Source organism: Phenylobacterium sp. (genome assembly GCF_030693625.1).
GTDB lineage: Bacteria > Pseudomonadota > Alphaproteobacteria > Caulobacterales > Caulobacteraceae > Phenylobacterium > Phenylobacterium ferrooxidans.
In genome coordinates this window covers 16,673-37,642 of the sequence record NZ_JAUYAF010000018.1, presented here as the reverse complement: position 1 = coordinate 37,642, position 20,970 = coordinate 16,673, and the positions used below count along the sequence as shown (strand labels likewise).

Here is a 20,970-nt window from a genome sequence, read left to right as displayed (position 1 = left end):
GGCCTCACACGCCGCTCCGTACATCTCAAAGCGGCGGCAGGCGCGGCCCGAGTGACCTCAGAATCCTACGACAGGTGAAGCTTGAAGTCGAACAAACGAGCAACAAAACGCAGAGGGGAGCCTGGCGTTCTTAGTTGCGAATAATTCTCAAACGCAGTAACCAGGGTGCGCCTCAAGGAGTCGCGTTCATGCCCTGCGAAACCACCCCCGCCCACCTCCGCGACCTGAGCCAGGGCGAGCACATGCTGGTCTGGGGATTCCGGGCCATGGCCTTCGGGGTCGGCGCCTGTCCCTTGGTGCAGAAGCAGTATGAGCGGGCCTGCGGGGTGGTGGGGGCCGAGGCGCTCAATGCGCTCACGGTCTTCGTCCGCGAACTGGCCCGGCGCGGAAAACGCAAGGTCACCCTCTCCGTCCCGGGCTCCTTCCGCCTCAGCCGCGACGAGCAGCTGATCGTGGCCATCTTCGCCGCCGCCCAGATGGAGGACTATGCCCGGCTGGAGGCCCACCTGGCCTGGCTGCTGGCCGACGCCTGCCAGCCCCCCTTCCCCGCCGCCGCCTGCCTGGTGGCCCAGGCCTTCGCCATGAACGGCCTGATCCTGCGCGTGCCGGACATGGCCCCGCCGCCGGTGGCCATGGCGGCCTATGAGGCGGACGACGTCGTCGTCCCCTTCCGCCGCGCGATCTAGGTCCCGGGCTGGATGTAGGGTACCTTGGCGAACAGGCGGCGTTCGGCCCCGCGCGGGTCGTCCACCAGTCGGGTCTCCGCATCGAACACCATGGTGGCGCGCCGGGTCAGGTCGTAGGGCGTCCAGGCCGGCAGGGCCTCGCAGTTGGGGTTCCCGGTTTTGGCCAGGGCGATGAAGGCCTCACTCATCGCGTCGGCCACCGATTGCGCGGCCGCCGACGGCGCGACGGGCGAGCCCCTGGCCGCCAGGTTGTCGAACACCAGGGGGATGTCGGCGGTGTGCATGGCCCGCAGGCGGCCGCCCTCGACGGTGCTGGGCAGGTCCAGCTGAAAGACCCATGCCGGCGCCCCGGCCCGCGCCCGTTCCTCCGCCTCGATGACCGCCCCCCGCCAGGAGCGGCCCGCCGTGATGGCGGCGAAGAACACCTCGCTGGGCGAATAGTCCGGGTACAGTTTCCGATACTCGGCGACCACGTGGTCAGGGTCGATATCCACCCGCATCTCCGGCGCGATCCGCCCGGCCACCTCGTCCCACCCCATGGCGAAGGGGTCCGGGTTGGTCCTGGCCACGAAGGCGCGGGCCTCGTCACGGGTGTTGCCGATGATCATCGGGATCTTCAGCCCCTGGGGTGCGGCGTCCGGCCAGAAGGGGTGGCGCGTCAGGGACCGCTCGTCCAACACCGGGCCGAAATAGAGTCCGCCCGGCGTGAAGGGATCGCGCACCGCCAGGCCCTCTATCAGCTTGACGACCGGCAGGGTCGCGGCCTCCCGCGCGCGGTCCCGGGTCAGCCCGACGGCGGCCAGAAACAGGCTCATCCGTTCGGTGGCGTGCAGAGGCCCCGAGGCCGTCACCTATTGTCCACTCATCGTGGCGGCGGTGTGGAAGAGGCCCGTCGCGGCCGGCATGGCCATCATGGTGGCGATCTTGGCCCCCCCGCCCGACTGGCCAAACACCATGACCCGCCCCGGATCGCCCCCGAATTCGGCGGCGTTGTCGCGGACCCAGGCCAGGGCCAGCAGGATGTCCAGTATCCCGGCGGCGCCGCTGTCGGCGAACTGCACGCCAGCCAGCCTGGCCAGGAAGCCGTAGCCCAGGACGTTCAGGCGGTGATTGATCGTCACCACCACCACGTCGCCCCGCCGGCAGAGCCGCACCCCGTCATAGAGCGGCGACGACCCCGAGCCGCTCGAATAGGCGCCCCCGTGCAGATAGACCATGACTGGCCGCTTGCCGCCGTCCCGCAGGCCCGGCGTCCAGACATTCAGGAACAGGCAGTCCTCGCTCTGGCGCTCGTCGTCGCGGCCCCCCTGCGGCGCGCTTGGCCCATAGGCCGTGGCGTCCAGCGCCTTGGTCCAGGGCGTCGGCGCCAACGGCGGCCGGAACCGGCGCGGACCCGTGTCGGCGCCATAGCGCACGCCTTTGAAGACCTTGATCCCCTGGTCGATGTCGCCTCGCACCGGACCATTAGTGGTCTTGGCGACAGGCGAGGCGCTGGCCGCATGGACGCCAGACGGCAGGACAAGGCCGCCCGCGATCAGCGCCCGTCGAGACAGGTCGTGCACGGTCATCCTCCCGGTTTGCCCGAGAAGATAGACTCGTCATGACACCGGTGTCACGACTCAGAGACGGGCGGCATGCCAGGCCACATGGTCGGCGATGAAGGAGGCCATGAAGAAGTAGGAGTGATCGTAGCCCGGCTGCATCCGCAGGGTCAGCTTCTGGCCCGCCGCCTTGCAGGCGGCCGCCAGCAGCTCCGGCTTCAGCTGGTCGCCCAGGAAGTCGTCCCCGGTCCCCTGGTCCACCAGGATGTCGTCGAATTTCGCGGCGCCGGCCTCGATCAGCACGCAAGCGTCGTGGGGCGCCCAGGCCGCCTCATGCTCCCCCAGATAGGCGGTGAAGGCCTTGCGCCCCCAGTCGCACCGGGTCGGCGAACAGATCGGCGCGAAGGCCGAGACCGACTTGAACAGGTTGGCGTGCCGCAGGGCGAGCGTCAGGGCCCCATGCCCGCCCATCGAGTGGCCGGAGATGCCTACGCGGGCGAGGTCCACCGGGAAGCCCGCCCTCACCACCGCCAGCAGGTCGCCGGTGATGTAGCTCTCCATCTGGAAGTGCTTGGCCCAGGGCTCCTGGGTCGCGTCCAGATAGAACCCCGCCCCTTGGCCCAGGTCATAGGCCGGATCGTCGGCCACGCCTTCGCCCCGCGGGCTGGTGTCGGGCGCCACGATGGCCAGGCCGGCGGCGGCCGCCGCGCCATAGGCGCCGGCCTTGATGGTGAAGTTGTCCTCGGTACAGGTCAGGCCCGACAGCCAGACCAGCAGGGGAAACGGCCCCTCCCCGGCCGGAATGAAGATCGAGAAGGTCATCGGCGTGCCGGTGGCCTCGCTGGCGTGCCGGCAATAGCTGAGGGTCCCGCCGTGGACGCGGTGCGACTTGACAACCTCCACCCCTAGAACACCACCACCGAGCGGATGCTTTCGCCCGAATGCATCAGGTCGAAGGCCTTGTTGATGTCCTCCAGGGGCATGACGTGGGTGATCATCGGGTCGATCTCGATCTTGCCGTCCATGTACCAGTCGACGATCTTCGGCACGTCGGTGCGGCCCCGCGCGCCGCCGAAGGCGGTGCCCTTCCAGACCCGGCCGGTGACCAGCTGGAACGGCCGGGTGGCGATCTCCTTGCCGGCCTCGGCCACCCCGATGATGATGCTCTCGCCCCAGCCGCGATGGCAGGCCTCCAGGGCCTGGCGCATCACCGTGGTGTTGCCGGTGCAGTCGAAGGTGTAGTCGGCGCCGCCGTCGGTCAGGGCCACCAGATGGGCGACGATGTCCTCGCTGATCGCCTTCGGATTGACGAAGTGGGTCATGCCGAACTTGCGGCCCCAGGCCTCCCGGTCGGGATTGATGTCGACACCGACGATCATGCCGGCGCCCACCATCCGCGCGCCCTGGATGACGTTCAGGCCGATGCCGCCCAGGCCGAAGACGATGACATTGGCGCCGGGCTCGACGCCCGCCGTGTTGACCACCGCGCCCACCCCCGTGGTGACGCCGCAGCCGATGTAGCAGACCTTGTCGAAGGGGGCGTCGTCGCGGATCTTGGCCACCGCGATCTCGGGCAGGACGATGTGGTTGGCGAAGGTCGAGCAGCCCATGTAGTGGGCGATGGCCTGGCCCTTGTAGGAGAACCGGCTGGTGCCGTCCGGCATCAGGCCCTTGCCCTGGGTTCCCCGGATCGCCGTGCACAGGTTGGTCTTGCGCGACAGGCAGCTTTTGCACTGGCGGCATTCCGGCGTGTAGAGCGGGATCACATGGTCGCCCGGCTTCACGCTGGTGACGCCGGGCCCCACCTCCAGCACCACGCCGGCCCCCTCGTGGCCCAGGATGGAGGGGAAGATACCCTCGGAATCCAGGCCGTCCAGGGTGTAGGCGTCGGTGTGGCAGATCCCCGTGGCCTTGATCTCCACCAGCACCTCGAAGGCCTTGGGCCCCTCCAGGTCAACCTCGACGATCTCCAGGGGCTGCTTGGCTTGGAAGGCGACGGCGGCGCGGGTCTTCATGGGGAATCCTCCAGAACGTGCGGGGACCATGTCGGCCCGCCGCCGGGGAGGCAAGGCGCCCGGACAGTCAAAATCCGCCGGGCGCCATTGGCGACGAACGTCGGCCTGCCTATCGGCCCGGAAGCACCACGGCGCTGAGGTGGGTTGATGAGGCATAGGCCTCCAGGGTGAGCTCCCGGTCGATGGCCTCGCGCATCGCCAGACCGGTCGCCCGCCTCAGGCGCTGCTTGGCCAAGGCGTGGGAGGTTGCATGCACCGCGCGCATTGCGGTCAGCACCTCCTCGATCGCCGTCTCCACCTGATCGGCTGCGACGGCCCTGTCGAGGAACCCGGCCGCGACCGCCTCGTCCGGCTCGTACATCTCGCCCAGGGTGACGGTGCGACTCAGCCAGGCGGGGTGAAGCCGGCTGCGCGCCAGTTCGATGGCGAACCCCGGCGGGGAAATCCCGATCGCCACCTCGTTCAGGCCCATCCGGAACGGCCCCCGGGCGGCGATGCGCGCGTCGCAGGCCAGGAGCAGGAAGGTCCCCATCGGGAAGGCGTTGCCCTCCATCACCCCCAGGGTCGGCAAGGGATAGGTCAGCAGTCGCAGGGCGAGCTCCGCGCCGGCCCGCACCATCTCCAGGCTGCGTTCGGAATCGTTGGCCGCGAAAATCTTCAGATCGAAGCCCGCTGAGAAGACGCCCTTGCGCCCTGAGCGGAGGACGACGATGGCCTCATCCCGTTCGGCCCGGTCGAGGGCCTCGCCCAGCGCCTGCAGCATGTTCGTCGACATGACGTTCAACTTGCCGTCGTCCATCGTGATGACGGCGACGCCTTCATGGAACTCGTATTGGATCAGGTCTGACATCTTGTCCTCGCGGTTGATTTCGCGGGACGGTGATGGGCTGATGTAGACCAATCAATATAACTTTCGCCGGAAAATAGTCCTGCAGGAGCTGCCCGTGCCGGCTGTCCCCAAGCATCGCACACCGATCATCAACGCCGCCGTCAGGCTGTTCCGCCGGCAGGGCTTCGCGGGCACCGGCCTCAATGACATCGTCGACGCCAGCGGCGCGCCGAAGGGGTCGCTCTATCACTACTTCCCGGAGGGGAAGGCTTCGATCGCCGTCGCGGCCGTCGAGGAGGCTGGGCTGCGCGTGGCCGAGACCATGGCTAAGCTCGCCCGCGAGCATCGCTCGGCGGCGGACCTGATGCGCGCCCACGGCCGGCTCTATGCGGGATGGATGCGCAAGTCGGGCTTCCGCGACGGCTGCCCCATCACCACCGTCCTGCTGGAGCTCGCCCCCCGTAACCGAGCCGTCTCCGAGGCGGGCCGCAAGGCCTACGGCGCCCGCCTGGCCATCCTGCGGGAGAAGCTGGCCGCGGACGGCTTCTCCCCCGCCCGGGCCGAGCGCCTGTCGGTCCTCTGCGTCTCGGCCCTGCAGGGCGCCCTCATCCAGTCGCGCGTCGAACGCAGCGGTGCCGCCATCGAGACCGCCGCCGATGAGTTGGCCGCCATGCTGGAGACCGCCCCGCGCGGATAGGCGGAGAGCTGCCTGGGCATGCCCGTCGCCGAGATCCGGAGTTGCGCATTCGCGGACTTGTGCTGAGAGTCGGGCGTCCCTTGGAGGATGGGCTATGTTGGACTCTGTCTGGAGACTACCGTTCGAGGGCACGAACATCGCGGTCCTCGCCGACTGCCATATCCATGACGGCGGGCCGCAATTCCCTTCAGCGCTCTTCCCTCGCCTGCAAGGCGCCGATCTCATCGTCACGTTGGGCGACATGGGACAGCGCTCAGGTCTCGATCAGCTGCAGGAAATCGCGCCCGTCCTGGGAGTTCGGGGGGCTGACGATGACGACGACATACGCACCCGCCGGCACGTGCTTGTCCTGGAGGGCGACGGCTACAGACTAGGCTGCGTGTTTGACGCCAAGGCCGCTGGTCTGGCCGAGGAGGTTGATCCTTTCATCGCGGCGGACCGCGCCCATGAGGTCTGCCAGCGACTGTTCGGCGGGCCGCTCAACATCCTGCTTCACGCCGGCACTCATCGCGCCGACGAAGCCTGGTTCGGCCAGGGCGGCTCCGCGCTCAATCCAGGAAGCGCCGTGCTGCCGGCGGAGGGCGCCAGGCCCAGCCTGCTTCGCCTCAAGGTCAGTCGGGAAGGCAGCCACGGCCAAGTGATCTGGGTCGCCTAGGACGCCGGGGCCGAAGCCGAGACCCGCCCCCCCTTTGATCGTCATGGCCGGGCTTGTCCCGGCCACCCATGATCTGCGAGGCTCAGCAAGACGCCGTGGCGTCGGCCGCGCAACCTGCTGGGAGGGGGAGATCATGGGTCCCCGGGACAAGCCCGGGGATGACGATTGTTGGATCGTGTCACCCCACCGACAGCGGCAACCGCACCCACGCCACCAGCCCAGCCGCCGAAGACACCAGCGTCACATCCCCGCCATGCGCGCGGGCGATGGACCGCGCCACGGCCAGGCCCAGCCCCACCCCGCCGCCGTCGAGGGTTCGGGCGACCTCGGCCCGGTAGAAGGGCTGGAACACCCGCTCCACCTCGCCGGCTTCCAGGCCCGGCCCGTCGTCGGCGATCTCCACCACCGCGTGGCCGTCATCTTGGAAGACGCGGACTCGGCCCCGTGCGCCATACTTCACCGCATTGTCCAGCAGGTTGCCGAACAGGCGCTGGAGTCCGAGGGCGTCTGCCTCCACCGTCACCGGCGCGCTGCCGTCGGTGAGGGTCAGGTCCTGATCCCCCGCATCGTCCACTAGGCACTCCAGCAGCGACAGCAGATCCAGCCGCTCGCGCGGCCGGGCGGCGCTGGCGTCGCGGATGAAGCCCAGGACCGAGGTGATCATGGCCTCCATCTGGGCGATGTCGGCCAGGACCGCCGCCTTCACTGGCCCCGGCGCGCTTTCCAGCTTGAAGCGCATGCGGGCCAGCGGCGTGCGCAGGTCGTGGGAGATGGCGCCGACCATGGCGGTGCGGTCGTCGATGAACCGCTTCAGCCGCACCTGCATGTCGTTGAAAGCCCGCGCCGCCGCGCCGATCTCGGCTGGCCCCGACAGCGCCATCAGCGGTCCGCTGGGATCACGCCCCAGGGTCTCGGCGGCCTGGGCGAACTGGCCCAGAGGCGCGGTGATGCGGCGGGCGAACAGATAGCCGAGCGGCGCGACCACCATCAGGCACCCGGCCAGCCAAGACAGCACCCGCCTCTGCCAGTCATTGGGGAAGGGCTCGGGCTGGGGCTGCACCACCACCCACTGGCCGTCGCTGTGGCGCACCGCGGCGCTGAACTCGCCGAACATCGGCGGGCCCATCTCCCGGAAGGCCATCATCGGCCGCCTGCCGGCTCCGAACTCATCGGCCATGATCCGTTCGTGGCGCATCTCCATGGCCGCGCCGCCGATGCCCAGGGTGCGGTGCAGCCGGCCGGGGAAGGTCATGTGCTGGGTCAGGCGGACGTCAGCTTCCCGAACCCCCAGCAGGGCCGCCAACTGGCGGCGGGCGTGCTCGCCGGGGAAAGGCGGATTGACGGACTCGGGGGGCGGCGCGGCCTGCACCTCCCGCAGCAGGGGCCGGCCGAAGCGCGGCGCCAGGGAGCCGCCCTTCAGCGCCTGGGCCACCTCCTCCAGCCGGTAGACGGCCCTCTGTGGAGGGGGCATCAGCACCACCACGGCGAAGGTGACCACCTGGGCGGCGATCAGGCTCACCACCAGCAGGGCCACCAGCTGCAGGGCGATGGGTGCGCGATTGCGCCCCCTAGGCCTCACGGGCGGGTCACCTTGGCGTCGAACAGGTAGCCGGCGCCTCGATAGGTCTTGATGATCTCGCCACTCGCGCAGTCATGCAGCTTGCGGCGCAGGCGGCTGATCTGCACGTCGATGGCCCTGTCGAAGACATCGGCCTCGGTCCCCCGCGCCCTCTCGATCAGCTCGTCCCGCGACAGAATCCGCTGCGGGTGGTCGAGGAAGACGCTGAGCAGGGAGAATTCGCCGGCGGTCAGCAGGATGCTCACGCCGTTGGGCGCCCGCAGCTGACGGCGCACCCCGTCCAGGGTGAAGCCCAGGAAGTAGTAGGCCTTGCCGCGCAGCGGCCCCGGACCGCGGGCGTCCTCCCCGCGGCGCAGCACGGCCCGCACGCGCGCCAGCAGCTCGCGCGGGCTGCACGGCTTGGCCAGATAATCGTCGGCCCCCAGCTCCAGGCCCAGGATGCGGTCGATCTCCTCGCCCATGGCCGACAGCATGATGATGGCCGGCCCGCCCGCCTCCGAGATACGCCGACAGATGGAGAGACCGTCCTCCCCCGGCAGCATCAGATCGAGGACGATCAGGTCGATGGGCGCCCCGGCCAGCACCTGCTCCATGGTCAGGGCGTCGCCGGCCTGGAGGACCCCATAACCATGCTGGGAGAGATAGTCGGCGATCCCGCCCCGCAGCTCCGCATCGTCATCGACGACGAGGATCTGCGGCGTGGGGAAGGCGTTGGCGGCGGGGGTCATGCAAGCTTCAGTGCTGGCCAATAGTGGCGTCACTATCGCACCCCCGCCACAATTCGTCGCTGTGACCGGCCGCAGCCTCAGTCGTGGGACGGACCGCCGGGGCCTCCGTGCATCATCATCATCTTGCGCCCCATCATGGGTCCGGCCCCGTGCATCATGGCGCCGGCGCCGTGCATCCGATGCAGGGCGTCGAACACGGCCTGCTGATCGGGAGCCAGGGCGGCGTAGAAGGCCCGCGTCGCGGCCTCCATCTTGGCATGGAGCGCCTGGCGCTCGGCGGCCTTCTTGTCCATCTCGTCCAGCCGCTGCGGCGTGGTCATGGCGGGCTTGGGCGCGGCCATCGCCATGGGCGGCATGGCATGATGATGCATGGCGTCGCGGAAGGCGCGCCAGGCGGTTTCCTGGTCAGGACGCAGGCGCAGGATGGTGTGCATGTCCTTGTCCATCTGCGCCATGTGCTCGGCCATTCGCGCCTTCATGGCGGCGGGGGCGCCGGCGCCGTGCATGGCGTGCATGTCGCCCATGCCGGGCGGCGGGCCGGGGGGCTGGGCGGCGGCGGGGCCGGCGAGCAGGCTGATGGCCGCGAGGGCTGCGAATCTGATCATGGAATTCCTCCTGAGACTTCCACCCAAACTCGCATGGACGTGCCCCGCCTTGATTTCAGTCACAGGCTCACAAATGAAACAGAGCCGACACGGTAGTGGCTGTAGCCGCCGCCCGGGCCGCCGTGCTTGGGCGCCCGTCAAGCCTAGCTGGGAGAGCCTCATGGCTGACGACGACCTGACCGTGACCATGAACACCCAGACCCACCGCTTCGAGGTCAAGCTGAGCGGGGAGACCGCCTTCGCCGAGTACCAGCTGAAGGGCGACACCATCACCTTCCCGCACACGGTCGTTCCCGACGCCTTCGCTGGCAAGGGGGTCGCCGGTCGGCTGGTCCAGGCGGGCCTGGCCTATGCCAAGGAGAACAAGCTTTGGGTGAAGCCCACCTGCAGCTTCTTCCACGCCTACATCGCCAAGCGGCCGGAGCTCCATGAGCTCGTCCACCCCGACATGCGGGAAGGACTGGCCACCCCCTAGGCCGTCAGCCCCTGCATCTGCGCCGCCAGGGCCCGGACCCGTTCCGGACCGCCCAGCAGCTGGCGGTTGAGGCCTACCCGCTTGAACCAGAAATGCAGGCCCAGCAGGTCGGTGATGCCCATGCCGCCATGCACCTCGGTGGAGGTGCGGGCGATGAAGCGCGACACCTCCGACAGGTGCGCCTTAGCGTGGGCGGCCACCAGCGAGCTCTCCTCGGGCGCGGCGTCAAAGGCGTAGCCGGCGTACCAGACGAGGGATCGGCAGGGCTCCAGCTCGGCGGCCATCTCGGCGCAGAGGTGCTTGACCGCCTGGAAGGAGCCGATGACCCGGCCAAACTGCCGGCGCTCCTTGGCGTAGGCCACCGCCTTCTCGATCATCACGTCGCAGGCGCCCAGGGTGTCGGCGGCCAGGAGAATCCAGCCGGCGTCCCGCAGGCGGGCCAGCACGCCCTGGCCGCCGGTCAGGGGTTCGGCGGCCACCTGGTCGAAGGTCAGCTCGGCCATGCGGCGCGTCTGGTCGATGCCGGTCATGATCTCCCGCGCGAGCCCACTCGCCGTCCCCTCGACAAGATGCAGGCCGCCGCTGGTGTCAGCGACGATCAGCAGGTCGGCGGTCAGGCCGTCGGGCACGAACAGCGCCTTGCCGGTGATCTTGCCGCCCGCCGTCGCGACCCCCGCGCCATCCCGCGCGCCGGCCACCGCCTCGGAGATGGCGACCGCCGCCATCACCTCGCCCGACGCCAGCCTCGGCAGCCATCTGGCCTGCTGCTCATCCGACCCCGCCAGCCGCAGGGCCAGGGACGCCAGCACCGCGCCCAGAATGGAAACTGGTGTCACGGCCCGTCCCAGCGCCTCGGACATCAGGGCCGCGTCCAGCAGGGTGAGGTTCAGGCCGCCATAGGCCTCCGGGATCACGATGCCCGGCAGGCCGAAATCGGTGAGCGCCACCCAGACATCGGCGGCCTGGTCGGCGGGATCGCCGGCGAATTTCCGAACCCGCTCCAGCGGGGCCGCCTCGGCCAGGGTGCGGCTCAGGCTCTCCTGCATCATCCTCTGGTCGTCGGTGAGGGAGAAATCCATCAGACCACCGCCAGCTTGGGTTCGCGCGGCAGGCCCAGGCCCCGCTCGGAGATGATGTTCTTCTGGATCTGGGCGGTGCCGCCGCCGATGATCAGCCCCAGGTCGAACATGTAGTTGCGCTGCCAGCTCCCCTTGGCCCGCAGGTGCGGCCCGTCCTCGTAGAGCACCCCCAGCTCCCCCAGGGCGTCGATGGCCAGGGCGGCGATCTGGTGGTTCAGCTCGCACCCCTGCAGCTTGACCACCATCGCCGCCATGCCCGCGTTCTCCCCGGTCATGGAGGCGGTCAGGGTCCGCAAGCCATTGAACTTCATGGTCATCACCCGCGCCTGAAGCGCCATCAGCCGGTCGGCCATCACCGGGTTGTCGATCAGCCTCTGGCCGTCCACCGTCTCGGTCTTCATCAGGTCGATGAGGGCCGCGAACCTCGCCTCCGTCGCATTGGGGTCCCCGAGCATGCCGCGCTCATGCTTGAGCGTCGCATTGGCCACGAACCAACCCCGCCCCCGCCCGCCCACCACCGCGCTCTGCGGGACCCGGACGTCGGTGAAGAACACCTCATTGAACTCCGCCGACCCGGTCATGGTCTTCAGGGGCCTGACCTCGATGCCGGGCGTGGTCATGGGAAACAGGATGTAGGAAATCCCGTCATGTTTGGGCGCCTGCGGCTCGGTCCGCACCAGGCAGAAGATCATGTCGGCCTGAGCCGCCGTGCTCGTCCAAATTTTTTGGCCCGAGATCAGGAAGTCCTCGCCGTCCTCAACCGCCTTGGTCTGGAGGTTGGCAAGGTCCGAACCTGCGCCCGGTTCGGAATAGCCTTGGCACCAGACGATCTCGCCGCGCAGGGTGGGCGCGATCCAGCGGGTCTTCTGTTCCTCCGACCCCACCTCCAGCAGGGTGGGAACCAGCATGGAGATGCCCTGGTTGGCGAAACCCCGCGGCGCGCCGGCGGCGGTGAACGCCTCGGCGATGATCCGGGACTTGAGGATGTCTGGCTCCGCGCCATAGCCGCCATAGGCCTTGGGGATGGTCCGAGCCGCATAGCCGTTGTCGATCAGCAGGGCCTGCCATTCCATGGCCGCCTCGCGGGGACGATCCGCCCCGGCCCCCGGCGCATACCGGTCCTTGTGGGCCGTAAGGAAGGCGCGCACTTCGTCACGGAACGCCTCCATATCGGGCGTCAGCCTCAGGTCCATGGCGTTTTCCTCCAGCGGCGTCTTGTTGGCCGACAGGCCAGCACCGTCCGGCTCGGTCCGCAAGTCTGACCTCGCGGAACCCACCTTCACCCAAGTCTCGAACCCGGATGCGCGTGCCAGATTGTCGCGGCGGATCCCAAGTCGCGGCTTTTATTGGGGAAGCATACCTTGGGCCAGGGCGAGCCAAGATTCCGGTAACCATTTCTTCAAGCCAAACACCGTACCCAATTGAGACGTCCGATCGACCTGGCCTTGGCGCGCCTTCCGCTTCCAAAGCATTCGATCCGGGCAAAAAGATCAGCGGGGGCTCATCGATGATCGTTCATAGTATGTCGAAGTATTCCTCGCCCTGCATGAGCATCACCACGATGCCCCTGAGTCTCGCCAAGCTCGCAGAGTCGCGTTCTCCGACTCGCCGACTCAAATCCGACCTCAGCCCGGCCGCGGCTGCTCCGAACGCCCGGCGTCCGCATGGCTGACAACAAGACCATCGCCCTCGACCGCCGCCTCGACTTCATCGGCCTGGACGCGAAGGCCCGCGCCGCCCTGGTGGACGCACGGGCCGTGGTGGAGCGCGCGCTGCCGGTTGCGATCGCCGCCTTCTACGAACAGCTTGGCCGTCACGATCAGACCCGCAGCGTGTTCGGCGGCCCGGAACACATGGCGAAGGCCCAGCAGCGCCAGATCGGCCGCTGGGGCGGCGTGCTCAGCGCGCACTACGACGAGGCCTATCTGAAGGACGTCCGGGCCATCGCCGAGGCCCACGTCAATATCGGCTTCAAGTCCGAGTGGGCCATCGGCGGTTATGCCCGCATCCTCGACGAGATGGTGCGCTCTATCCTGGCGACCCATTGGCCGAAGGGGTTCGGCGGCAAGACCGCCCAGCGCGACAAGGCCTGCGACGCCATCGGCGCGGTGATCAAGGCCGCCCTGCTGGACATGGACCTGTTGCTGTCCTTCCAGAACGAGATCGTCGAACACCAGCACGTCGAGGCCGCCAGCCTGCGCAGCGAACTCGACCTGGAGCAGAAGAAGGCCGTCCACGGCCTGGCCGGCGCCCTGCAGGCCCTGAGCGAAGGCGACCTGCGCCACCGTATGGGTCAGAACTTCTCCGGCGAGTACGCCAAGCTCGGCGCCGACTTCAACAAGGCCATCAACCACCTGGAAGAAGTGATGGGGGCCATCGCCGGCAATGTCTCGGGCATCCACGCCGGAGCCGGAGAGATCAGCACCGCCGCCGACGACCTCTCGCGCCGCACCGAACAGCAGGCCGCGACCCTGGAAGAGACCGCTGCGGCGCTCGACCAGATCACCGTCACCGTCCGCAAGACCGCCACCGGCGCAAAGGCCTGCGCCGAGGTGGTGCTGGCCGCCCGCGGCGACGCCCAGACCAGCGGCGCTGTGGTGCAGCAGGCCGTGTCGGCGATGAGCCAGATCGAGAACTCGGCCCAGCAGATCAGCCAGATCATCGGGGTGATCGACGAGATCGCCTTCCAGACCAACCTGCTGGCCCTGAACGCCGGGGTCGAAGCCGCCCGGGCCGGAGACGCCGGCAAGGGCTTCGCGGTCGTGGCCTCCGAAGTGCGCGCCCTGGCGCAGCGCTCCGCCGAAGCCGCCAAGGAGATCAAGGCGCTGATCAGCGCGTCCACCGCCCAGGTCAGCTCCGGCGTGCAGTTGGTCGGCCAGACCGGCGAGGCCTTGCAGCGCATCGTCAGCCGTGTCGCCGAAATCGATGGCCTGGTGAGTGAGATCGCCGCCAGCGCCCAGGAGCAGGCGGTCGGCCTCGCCCAGGTCAATACAGCCGTCAATCAGATGGACCAGGTGACCCAGCAGAACGCGGCCATGGTGGAGCAATCCACCGCCGCCAGCCACAACCTGGCCCAGGAAGCCCAGGGGCTCGCGGGATCGGTGGCCATGTTCCAAGTCGGCGCCCAGCACGCGCCGCCGCCCGCCGTCCTGCGCAACGTCACCACCGCGACTCCCGCCCGCCGGCCGCCGGCCGCAGCCTTCGCCGCCCGCCACGGCGCGCCCCAGGTACGCACCTCGGCCCGTGACGGCGCCGCGCTCCGCAAACCCGCGCCGCAATCGGGCGCCGATGAATGGGAAGAATTCTGATGTCCACCGAAGCCACAACCCTCGCGGAACGGGCGACCGTCAGCCTGGCCCCGGTCCTGGACCTGCAAGCGGCCGAGCCGCTGCGGGCCGAGCTGATGGCCCTGCGCGGGCGTCCGCTGGACCTTGATGCGTCTCAGGTCACCCGCATGGGTGGTCTCTGCCTGCAGGTTTTGATGTCTGCGCGCAAAATCTGGTCCGAGGACGGCGTTTGCTTAACGGTGGATCAACCGTCTTTGGCGTTTTCAGAGCAATTGGCTGCGTTCGGTGAACCCGAGCTTCAATTCGAGCCGGAAGGGGAACTTTCGTGAGCAAGACCGTACTGACCATCGACGATAGCCGCACCATGCGGGAGATGCTGAACCATGCACTGGTTGAGGCGGGCTACCGCGTCATCCAGGCTGTGGACGGAGTCGACGGCCTGGAAGTCCTCCAAGCCAACGCCGGCATGGTGGACGTGGTGATCACCGACATCAACATGCCCCGCCTCGACGGCTTTGGCGTGATCGAGGGCGTCCGCGCCAATCCCGATCACCGCGCCACGCCGATCCTGGTCCTGACCACGGAAAGCGATGCGGCCAAGAAGGAGCGGGCCCGTTCGGCCGGCGCCACCGGCTGGATCGTCAAGCCGTTCAACCCAGTGAAGCTGGTCGACGCCGTTCGCCGCGTCGCCGCCTGACCCTCTAGAAGCCGTTTCGGAGCGTTCCGTTGGATCCGTTCGAGAGCATCAAACAGACGTTCTTCCAGGAGTGCGATGAACTCCTGACCGACGCCGAGCAGGGCCTGTTGGCCATGGAGTCGGGCGAGGCTGACGACGAGACGATCAATGCCGTCTTCCGCGCCGTCCACTCGGTGAAGGGCGGCGCCGGGGCCTTCGGGCTGGAAGACCTGATCCGGTTCGCCCACGTCTTCGAAACGGTGATGGACGAGATCCGCTCCGGCAATATGGAGCTGACCGACGACGTCGCCAAGACCCTGCTGCGGGCCTTCGACGTCCTGGCCGACCATGTGGCCGCCGCCCGCGACGGCGGCAAGGTGGAAGAAGGCCGCTCTCAAGGCGCCTACAGCGAACTGCGCGGCCTGATCGGCGGCGAAGAGGAAGATGACGACCTGGGCGGCGGCGGCGACGAGGACTTCGGCTTCGTACCCCTCACCCTCAGCATCGAGGGCGACGAGGCCCCTGGCGGCTTCATCGACCTGGACGCCCAGAACGCCGAGGCGCAGGCCGAGCTTCCGGTCACCGAGGCGGCGCAAGGCGATAGCCTGTCGTGCTGGATGATCGAATTCTCTCCAAAGTCGGAGATGTACGCCAAGGCCAACGAAGCCGGCCTGGTGCTGCGCGAACTGGCCCGCCTGGGCGAGACCCGCGTCACCCTGATCGACGAGGCCCTGCCCCCCCTGGACCAGCTCGCCGCCGAGCAGGCCTATGTGAGCTGGCGCATTCAGCTGTTCACGGACTCTGACGAAGCCTCGATCCGCGAGGTCTTCGAATTCGTCGAGGACGACTGCAACCTGATCATCACCCGCGAGGGCGCCAATCCCGCCGCCGCCGCGCCGCAAGCCGCCGACGACGGCCTGAGCGACGACGATCGCGCCGCCGCCGCCTCGGCCACCGCCGATCTGGATATCGCCGCCCTGCTGGCCCGCGTAGGCGGCGGCGAGGCCCCCGCCGAATCGGAAGCCGCCCCCGAAATCGTCGCCGAGGCGCCCGCCGAGGCCCCAGCCGAAGACGTCGCCGCCCTGATCGCCCGCGCCCAGAGCGTCGCGCCGGCCCCGGCTCCCAAGCCCGCGGCCCCGGCGCCTGTCGCGGCCCCGCCGGCCGCTGCGGCCAACGCCGCGCCCACGGCCGCGGCGAGCGTCACCATCCGCGTCGACCTGGACCGGGTCGACCGCCTCATCAACGCCGTCGGCGAGCTGGTTATCCAGCAGGCCATGCTGTCGCAGAGAGTCCTGGAGAGCGGACTGGCGCGGTCCTCCAACGTCGCCCTGGGTCTAGAGGACCTGGAACTGCTGACCCGGGAAATCCAGGACAGCGTCATGGCGATCCGCGCCCAACCCGTGAAGTCGGTGTTCCAACGGATGCCGCGACTGGCCCGCGAAGTGGCCGACATGACCGGCAAGCGCGTCAAGCTGGTGATGGAGGGCGAAGGCACCGAGGTCGACAAGACCGTGATCGAGCGCTTGGCCGACCCGATCACCCACATGCTGCGCAACGCCATCGACCACGGCCTGGAAGATCCCGAGGGCCGCGCCGCCGCCGGCAAGCCCGCTGAAGGTCTGGTGCGCCTGCGCGCCCTGCACCGCGGCGGCCGCATCGTCATCGAGCTGCAGGACGACGGCCGCGGCATCAACCGCCCCCGCGTCCGCGGCATCGCCGTCGACCGTGGGCTGATCACCGAGGACCAGGTGCTGTCGGACGAGGAGATCGACAACCTGATCTTCCTGCCCGGCTTCTCCACCGCCGAGGTGATTTCCGACATCTCCGGCCGCGGCGTCGGCATGGACGTGGTCCGCCGCTCCATCCAGGGCCTGGGCGGACGCATCTCCATTTCCTCTGAGCCCGGCAAGGGTTCGAAGTTCACCATGTCCCTGCCGCTCACCCTGGCCGTCCTGGACGGCATGGTGGTGACCGCGGCGGAACAGACCCTGGTGGCCCCGCTCTCGGCCATCGTCGAAAGCCTGACCCCGCGCACCGAGGACGTGCACTACATCGGCGGCAAGGACGCGGTGATCCGCATCCGCGACCTCTTCGTGCCCCTGATCGACGTCGGCGTGGCCCTCGGCTTCCGCGAGACCGCCATCGACCCCGCCTCCGGGGTCGCGGTCCTGGTGGAGAGCGAAGGCGGCGGCAAGGCCGCCCTGTTGGTGGAAGCCATCCAGGGTCAGCGCCAGGTCGTCATCAAGAGCCTGGAAGCCAACTACCAGCAGATCGACGGCGTGGCCGCCGCGACCATCCTGGGTGACGGTCGCGTCGCCCTCATCCTCGACGTCGACGCCCTTGTGACCACGCAGCGCCGCAAGCCGGCGGCGCGTCCCAGTGAAAAGCGAATGGCCAGCTAAGTATGACCGCGCCCCTCACCACCTCCACGAGCCCCTCGCGGGAGCTCATCGCCTTTCGGATCGGCGACCAGGAATTCTGCGTCGACATCATGCAGGTGCGGGAAATCCGCGGCTGGACGACCGCCACGCCCCTGCCCCGCACTCCCGCCTATATGAAGGGCGTCATAAACCTGCGCGGCGCCGTCTTGCCGATCGTCGACCTGGGCGCACGCCTGGGCCTGACCACGGCTGAGCCCAGCGCCCGCCACGTGATCATGGTGGTCAACCAGGGCCACCGGACCTTGGGCCTGCTGGTGGAAGCCGTCAGCGACATCATCAACGTCACCGAGGACATGGTGCAGCCAACCCCGGACGTCGCCTGCGACCAGGTGAAGACCTTCGTGAAGGGCCTGTTCGCCATCGAGGGCCGCATGGTCAGCCTGATCTCGCTGGACCGCGTCCTGCCGGAAATCGAAGCGGAGGCCGCATGAGCAGCTTCCCGAGCAAGAACGGCAACCTCGTCGAGGGCGAGTTCCTCTTCACCAACGAGGACTTCCAGCAGATCGCCCAGATCCTGCACTCCCACGCCGGCATCGCCCTGGCCGAAGGCAAGGCGGCGCTCGTCTATTCGCGCCTGGCCAAGCGCCTGCGGTCCCTCGGCCTGCGCTCGTTCCGCGAGTACTGCGCCCTGGTGGAAGACGTCCGCGAGGTGGACGAACGCCAGGCCATGATGGCGGCGCTCACCACCAACGTGACCCGCTATTTCCGCGAGCCGCACCATTTCGACCACCTGCGCGACGTAGTCCTGCCGCCCCTGGTGGACCGCGCCCGCAAGGGCGGCAAGATCCGCCTCTGGTCGGCCGCCTGCTCCAATGGCCAGGAGCCCTATTCCATGGCCATCACGGTGCTCTCGGCCCTGCCGGAAGCCGCCAACCTGGACGTCAAGATCCTGGCCACCGACATCGACCCCAACATGGTCGCCGAGGGCAAGGCCGGCATCTATCGCGAGGACGCTGTCGCCCCGGTTCCGGTCGAACTGCGTCGCCGCTGGTTCAAGAAGCCCACCTCGGGCGGACAGGACAGCCGCTGGGAAGTGGCTGACGAACTGCGCGCCCTGGTGGCCTTCCGCGAGCTCAACCTGATCGGCGACTGGCCGATGAAGGGGAAGTTCGACGCCATCTTCTGCCGCAACGTCGTGATCTATTTCGACGAACCGACCCAGGAACGCATCTGGAGCCGTTTCGCCCCCATGCTGAACCCGGGTGGCACCCTCTATATCGGCCACTCCGAGCGGGTGACCGGCGCCGCCACCAACATCTTCGAGACCACCGGTCTCACCACCTATTCCCTGAGGAGCGGCCGATGAGCGTTGGTGTTCTCGTCGTCGACGACTCGGCGACCATGCGCGGCCTCATCGCCGCGGCCCTGAAGCGTGACCCGGACATCGAGGTCCTGGGCTTCGCCAACGATCCGCTGGAAGCCCGCGAGCAGATCAAGAAGCTCAATCCCGACGTGGTCACCCTGGACGTCGAGATGCCGCACATGAACGGCATCGAGTTCCTGGAAAAGATCATGCGCCTGCGCCCGACGCCGGTGGTCATGGTCTCGACCCTGACCCAGAAGGGCGCTGAGATCACCATCGAGGCCCTGGAACTCGGCGCGGTCGACTGCGTCGGCAAGCCCGTACCCGGTGACGGCGTGTCCCCGCATGAGGCCTTCGCCGACCTTCCGGAAAAGGTGAAGGCCGCGGCCCGCGCCCGGGTTCGGCCCTATTCCGGTCCCGTCGCCCCGGTGGAGCGCGAGAAGAACTACGCCGCGGCGGGCGAACTGATCCTGGCGATCGGCTCCTCCACCGGTGGGGTCGAGGCCCTGATGACCATCCTGGCGAACTTCCCTGACACCTGCCCGCCGACGGTGATCACCCAGCACATGCCGGCGACCTTCACCAAGAGCTTCGCCGAGCGCCTGAATCGCATCTCGGGCGCCACTGTGGCCGAGGCTCATGACGGGGTGCGGCTGATGCCAGGCCACGTCTATGTCGCCCCCGGCGGCGTGGCGCACCTGGAGGTGGTCTCCTCAGCCCACCCGGTCTGCCGTCTGCGGGAGTCCGACCCCGTGAACGGTCACCGGCCGTCGGTGGATGTTCTGTTTGAGTCGGTCGCCAAGCTGAACCGTCCCTCCGTCGGTGTGATCCTGACCGGCATGGGGCGGGATGGCGCCGCGGGCCTGGCGGCCATGCGCAAGGCCGGCGCGCGGACCCTCGGTCAGGACGAGTCCAGCTGCGTGGTCTACGGCATGCCCAAGGCGGCCTTCGAGATCGGCGCGGTGGAAAAGCAGGTCGGCCTGTCGCGCATGGGCCCGGCCATTCTCAATGTCTGCTCGGCCGCGGCCGAGTCTCAAAGGAGCGTGTGATGCCTGCCGCGTCCGCCCTGAAAACCCTCATCGTCGACGACCAGCAGACCATGCGGTCGCTGATCCGCACCAGCCTGCACGCGCTTGGGATCACCCAGACGCGGGAAGCGCCCGACGGCGAGGAGGCCCTGCGCGCCATGCTGAGCCTGCCGGTGAACCTGGTGATCACCGACTTCAACATGCCCAAGCTGGATGGTCTGGGCCTGCTGCGCGCCATCCGCGCCCATGGCCCCACCTCGAAAGTGGCCGTGATCATGCTGACCGGCCGGGCCGATCGCGAGCTGGTTCAGCGCGCGGTTCAATTCGGCGTCAATAATTATCTGGTCAAACCGTTCACAACGCAGACCCTAAAAGAAAAAATCGAAGCGGTGTTTGGGCCCCTTTCATGATCGTTGAGAACGTCTCGAACCGTCCCGGCAAGCGGGTCCATGTCGTCCAGGGGGAGCACCATGTGACTTCCGACCCGGACGTCATGCTGACGACGATTCTCGGCTCCTGTGTGGCCGTTTGCCTGCGCGACACCGAGACCGGCATCGGCGGCATGAACCATTTCCTGCTGCCCGAAGGTAAGGCGGAAGGCCTGGACGAGGGCCGCCGCTACGGCGCCTTCGCCATGGAGCTGCTGATCAACGAACTTCTGCGCAACGGCGGTCGCCGTGAACGCATGGAGGCCAAGCTGTTCGGCGGGGCCCGGATGTTCGGCGGCCTGTCCGACGTGGGCGCCTCCAACGCCGCCTTCGCCGAGAAATTCCTGCGCGACGAAGGCATTCCGGTGGTGGGCGGCAGCCTCGGGGGCTTCGGCGCCCGGCGGGTGCAGTACTGGCCGACCACCGGCCGCGCGCAACAACGCACCGTCACTGACACCAACGAAGTGGCGCGTCTGAAGACGCCGCCGAAACCCGTTCCGGTGGTCGAGGACGATGGGGACCTGGAGCTGTTCTGATGAGCCAATCCACCGCCCAGACCCCGCGAGTCCTCGCCTCCCTGGCCGACGAGCTCGAACATGCCGGAGCGCTCTGCGACCGGCTGGAGATGCTGGTCACCCAGCTTGTCCGCGCCAGTCGCGGCGAGACCCTGGAGATCGCCCTGCACGAGGCCCAGACCGTCGATGTGCTGACCCAGCACCTGGCGGCCCTCGCCACCTTCACGCGGCGACTGTCGACCCAGGCCCAGAGCGGCGGCGCCTACGACCTTTCCGACGCCATCGCCGGGGTGACCCTCGGCGACCTGGCCCTGCGCCTGGCCCAGGTGACGCGTGAGGCCAAGGGCCTCACCGACGCCGAGTCCGGCGACCTCGACCTGTTCTAAGCCCCCAACGCGAAACC

At 68.5% G+C, this 20,970-nt stretch carries 24 protein-coding genes; 14 read left to right on the top strand and 10 right to left on the bottom strand.

Going from position 1 to position 20,970, the window contains the following annotated elements:
• Nucleotides 1–188: 188 nt before the first annotated feature.
• Entirely contained in the window at nt 189–686 is a 498-nt protein-coding gene (locus Q8N10_RS02685) for a hypothetical protein (protein WP_304776994.1), read from the top strand.
• On the opposite strand, the gene Q8N10_RS21000 is transcribed toward Q8N10_RS02685, so the two are convergent.
• From Q8N10_RS21000 to Q8N10_RS02665, 5 genes are all read right to left on the bottom strand, one after another.
• Nucleotides 683–1,537: a carboxylesterase family protein gene (locus Q8N10_RS21000; RefSeq protein ID WP_370690191.1), complete on the bottom strand. Its 855-nt coding sequence runs from the start codon at nt 1,535–1,537 to the stop codon at nt 683–685. The two genes, Q8N10_RS02685 and Q8N10_RS21000, sit on opposite strands and share 4 nt — an antisense overlap.
• Complete coding sequence (locus Q8N10_RS20995; protein ID WP_370690190.1) at nt 1,538–2,248, bottom strand: carboxylesterase family protein; 711 nt, start codon at nt 2,246–2,248, stop codon at nt 1,538–1,540.
• Nucleotides 2,249–2,305: 57 nt separating this feature from the next.
• Nucleotides 2,306–3,130: an S-formylglutathione hydrolase gene (gene fghA, locus Q8N10_RS02675; protein WP_304776993.1), complete on the bottom strand. Its 825-nt coding sequence runs from the start codon at nt 3,128–3,130 to the stop codon at nt 2,306–2,308.
• Nucleotides 3,131–3,132: 2 nt separating this feature from the next.
• Nucleotides 3,133–4,242: an S-(hydroxymethyl)glutathione dehydrogenase/class III alcohol dehydrogenase gene (locus Q8N10_RS02670; protein ID WP_304776992.1), complete on the bottom strand. Its 1,110-nt coding sequence runs from the start codon at nt 4,240–4,242 to the stop codon at nt 3,133–3,135.
• 109 nt (nt 4,243–4,351) lie between these two features.
• The gene (locus Q8N10_RS02665) at nt 4,352–5,092 is read right to left on the bottom strand and encodes a crotonase/enoyl-CoA hydratase family protein (protein WP_304776991.1); all 741 of its coding nucleotides are present in this window, start codon (nt 5,090–5,092) and stop codon (nt 4,352–4,354) included.
• A gap of 94 nt (nt 5,093–5,186) precedes the next feature.
• Here Q8N10_RS02665 and Q8N10_RS02660 point away from each other — a divergent pair, with 94 nt between their 5' ends.
• Together Q8N10_RS02660 and Q8N10_RS02655 are read left to right on the top strand one after the other, a co-directional pair.
• Nucleotides 5,187–5,768: a TetR/AcrR family transcriptional regulator gene (locus Q8N10_RS02660; protein WP_304776990.1), complete on the top strand. Its 582-nt coding sequence runs from the start codon at nt 5,187–5,189 to the stop codon at nt 5,766–5,768.
• 94 nt (nt 5,769–5,862) lie between these two features.
• Nucleotides 5,863–6,423 carry a metallophosphoesterase family protein gene (locus Q8N10_RS02655; protein WP_304776989.1) on the top strand — a complete coding sequence of 187 codons (561 nt, stop codon included), beginning with the start codon at nt 5,863–5,865 and terminating at the stop codon, nt 6,421–6,423.
• A gap of 178 nt (nt 6,424–6,601) precedes the next feature.
• Here the strand turns inward: Q8N10_RS02655 and Q8N10_RS02650 are convergent, their stop codons facing one another.
• The 3 genes from Q8N10_RS02650 to Q8N10_RS02640 all read right to left on the bottom strand — a co-directional run bounded on the left by Q8N10_RS02650 (nt 6,602) and on the right by Q8N10_RS02640 (nt 9,335).
• Nucleotides 6,602–8,002: an ATP-binding protein gene (locus tag Q8N10_RS02650; protein WP_304776988.1), complete on the bottom strand. Its 1,401-nt coding sequence runs from the start codon at nt 8,000–8,002 to the stop codon at nt 6,602–6,604.
• Nucleotides 7,999–8,730 (bottom strand): response regulator, encoded by a 732-nt coding sequence (locus Q8N10_RS02645; protein ID WP_304776987.1) that lies wholly within the window; start codon nt 8,728–8,730, stop codon nt 7,999–8,001. The genes Q8N10_RS02650 and Q8N10_RS02645 overlap by 4 nt, the downstream gene beginning before the upstream one ends.
• 77 nt (nt 8,731–8,807) lie before the next feature.
• Nucleotides 8,808–9,335 carry a Spy/CpxP family protein refolding chaperone gene (locus Q8N10_RS02640; protein ID WP_304776986.1) on the bottom strand — a complete coding sequence of 176 codons (528 nt, stop codon included), beginning with the start codon at nt 9,333–9,335 and terminating at the stop codon, nt 8,808–8,810.
• A gap of 160 nt (nt 9,336–9,495) precedes the next feature.
• Here Q8N10_RS02640 and Q8N10_RS02635 point away from each other — a divergent pair, with 160 nt between their 5' ends.
• The gene (locus Q8N10_RS02635) at nt 9,496–9,810 is read left to right on the top strand and encodes a GNAT family N-acetyltransferase (protein ID WP_304776985.1); all 315 of its coding nucleotides are present in this window, start codon (nt 9,496–9,498) and stop codon (nt 9,808–9,810) included.
• On the opposite strand, the gene Q8N10_RS02630 is transcribed toward Q8N10_RS02635, so the two are convergent.
• Both Q8N10_RS02630 and Q8N10_RS02625 read right to left on the bottom strand, forming a co-directional pair.
• Nucleotides 9,807–10,889, bottom strand: coding sequence for an acyl-CoA dehydrogenase family protein (locus tag Q8N10_RS02630; protein WP_304776984.1), 1,083 nt, complete (start codon nt 10,887–10,889; stop codon nt 9,807–9,809). The genes Q8N10_RS02635 and Q8N10_RS02630 overlap by 4 nt on opposite strands.
• Nucleotides 10,889–12,145 carry an acyl-CoA dehydrogenase family protein gene (locus Q8N10_RS02625; protein ID WP_304776983.1) on the bottom strand — a complete coding sequence of 419 codons (1,257 nt, stop codon included), beginning with the start codon at nt 12,143–12,145 and terminating at the stop codon, nt 10,889–10,891. The genes Q8N10_RS02630 and Q8N10_RS02625 overlap by 1 nt, the downstream gene beginning before the upstream one ends.
• Nucleotides 12,146–12,553: 408 nt before the next feature.
• Between Q8N10_RS02625 and Q8N10_RS02620 the strand changes: the two genes are divergently transcribed.
• The 10 genes from Q8N10_RS02620 to Q8N10_RS02575 are packed head-to-tail and all read left to right on the top strand — an operon-like array spanning nt 12,554 to nt 20,953.
• Entirely contained in the window at nt 12,554–14,197 is a 1,644-nt protein-coding gene (locus tag Q8N10_RS02620; protein WP_305663862.1) for a globin-coupled sensor protein, read from the top strand.
• Nucleotides 14,197–14,505, top strand: a complete 309-nt coding sequence (locus Q8N10_RS02615) for an STAS domain-containing protein (RefSeq protein WP_304776981.1) — start codon at nt 14,197–14,199, stop codon at nt 14,503–14,505. The genes Q8N10_RS02620 and Q8N10_RS02615 overlap by 1 nt, the downstream gene beginning before the upstream one ends.
• Nucleotides 14,502–14,873 (top strand): response regulator, encoded by a 372-nt coding sequence (locus Q8N10_RS02610; protein ID WP_304776980.1) that lies wholly within the window; start codon nt 14,502–14,504, stop codon nt 14,871–14,873. The genes Q8N10_RS02615 and Q8N10_RS02610 overlap by 4 nt, the downstream gene beginning before the upstream one ends.
• A gap of 29 nt (nt 14,874–14,902) precedes the next feature.
• Nucleotides 14,903–17,254: a chemotaxis protein CheA gene (locus Q8N10_RS02605; protein ID WP_304776979.1), complete on the top strand. Its 2,352-nt coding sequence runs from the start codon at nt 14,903–14,905 to the stop codon at nt 17,252–17,254.
• A 2-nt stretch (nt 17,255–17,256) separates the two neighbouring features.
• Nucleotides 17,257–17,724, top strand: coding sequence for a chemotaxis protein CheW (locus tag Q8N10_RS02600; protein ID WP_293496933.1), 468 nt, complete (start codon nt 17,257–17,259; stop codon nt 17,722–17,724).
• Complete coding sequence (locus Q8N10_RS02595) at nt 17,721–18,599, top strand: protein-glutamate O-methyltransferase CheR (RefSeq protein WP_304776978.1); 879 nt, start codon at nt 17,721–17,723, stop codon at nt 18,597–18,599. Before Q8N10_RS02600 ends, Q8N10_RS02595 begins: the two co-directional genes overlap by 4 nt.
• The gene (locus Q8N10_RS02590; protein WP_304776977.1) at nt 18,596–19,645 is read left to right on the top strand and encodes a chemotaxis response regulator protein-glutamate methylesterase; all 1,050 of its coding nucleotides are present in this window, start codon (nt 18,596–18,598) and stop codon (nt 19,643–19,645) included. The genes Q8N10_RS02595 and Q8N10_RS02590 overlap by 4 nt, the downstream gene beginning before the upstream one ends.
• Nucleotides 19,645–20,034 carry a response regulator gene (locus Q8N10_RS02585; RefSeq protein ID WP_215338423.1) on the top strand — a complete coding sequence of 130 codons (390 nt, stop codon included), beginning with the start codon at nt 19,645–19,647 and terminating at the stop codon, nt 20,032–20,034. Before Q8N10_RS02590 ends, Q8N10_RS02585 begins: the two co-directional genes overlap by 1 nt.
• Nucleotides 20,031–20,588 (top strand): chemotaxis protein CheD, encoded by a 558-nt coding sequence (locus tag Q8N10_RS02580; protein ID WP_304776976.1) that lies wholly within the window; start codon nt 20,031–20,033, stop codon nt 20,586–20,588. The genes Q8N10_RS02585 and Q8N10_RS02580 overlap by 4 nt, the downstream gene beginning before the upstream one ends.
• A complete protein-coding gene (locus Q8N10_RS02575) occupies nt 20,588–20,953 on the top strand; it encodes a hypothetical protein (RefSeq protein WP_304776975.1) in 366 nt (121 codons plus the stop codon). The genes Q8N10_RS02580 and Q8N10_RS02575 overlap by 1 nt, the downstream gene beginning before the upstream one ends.
• The last annotated feature ends 17 nt before the right edge of the window (nt 20,954–20,970 follow it).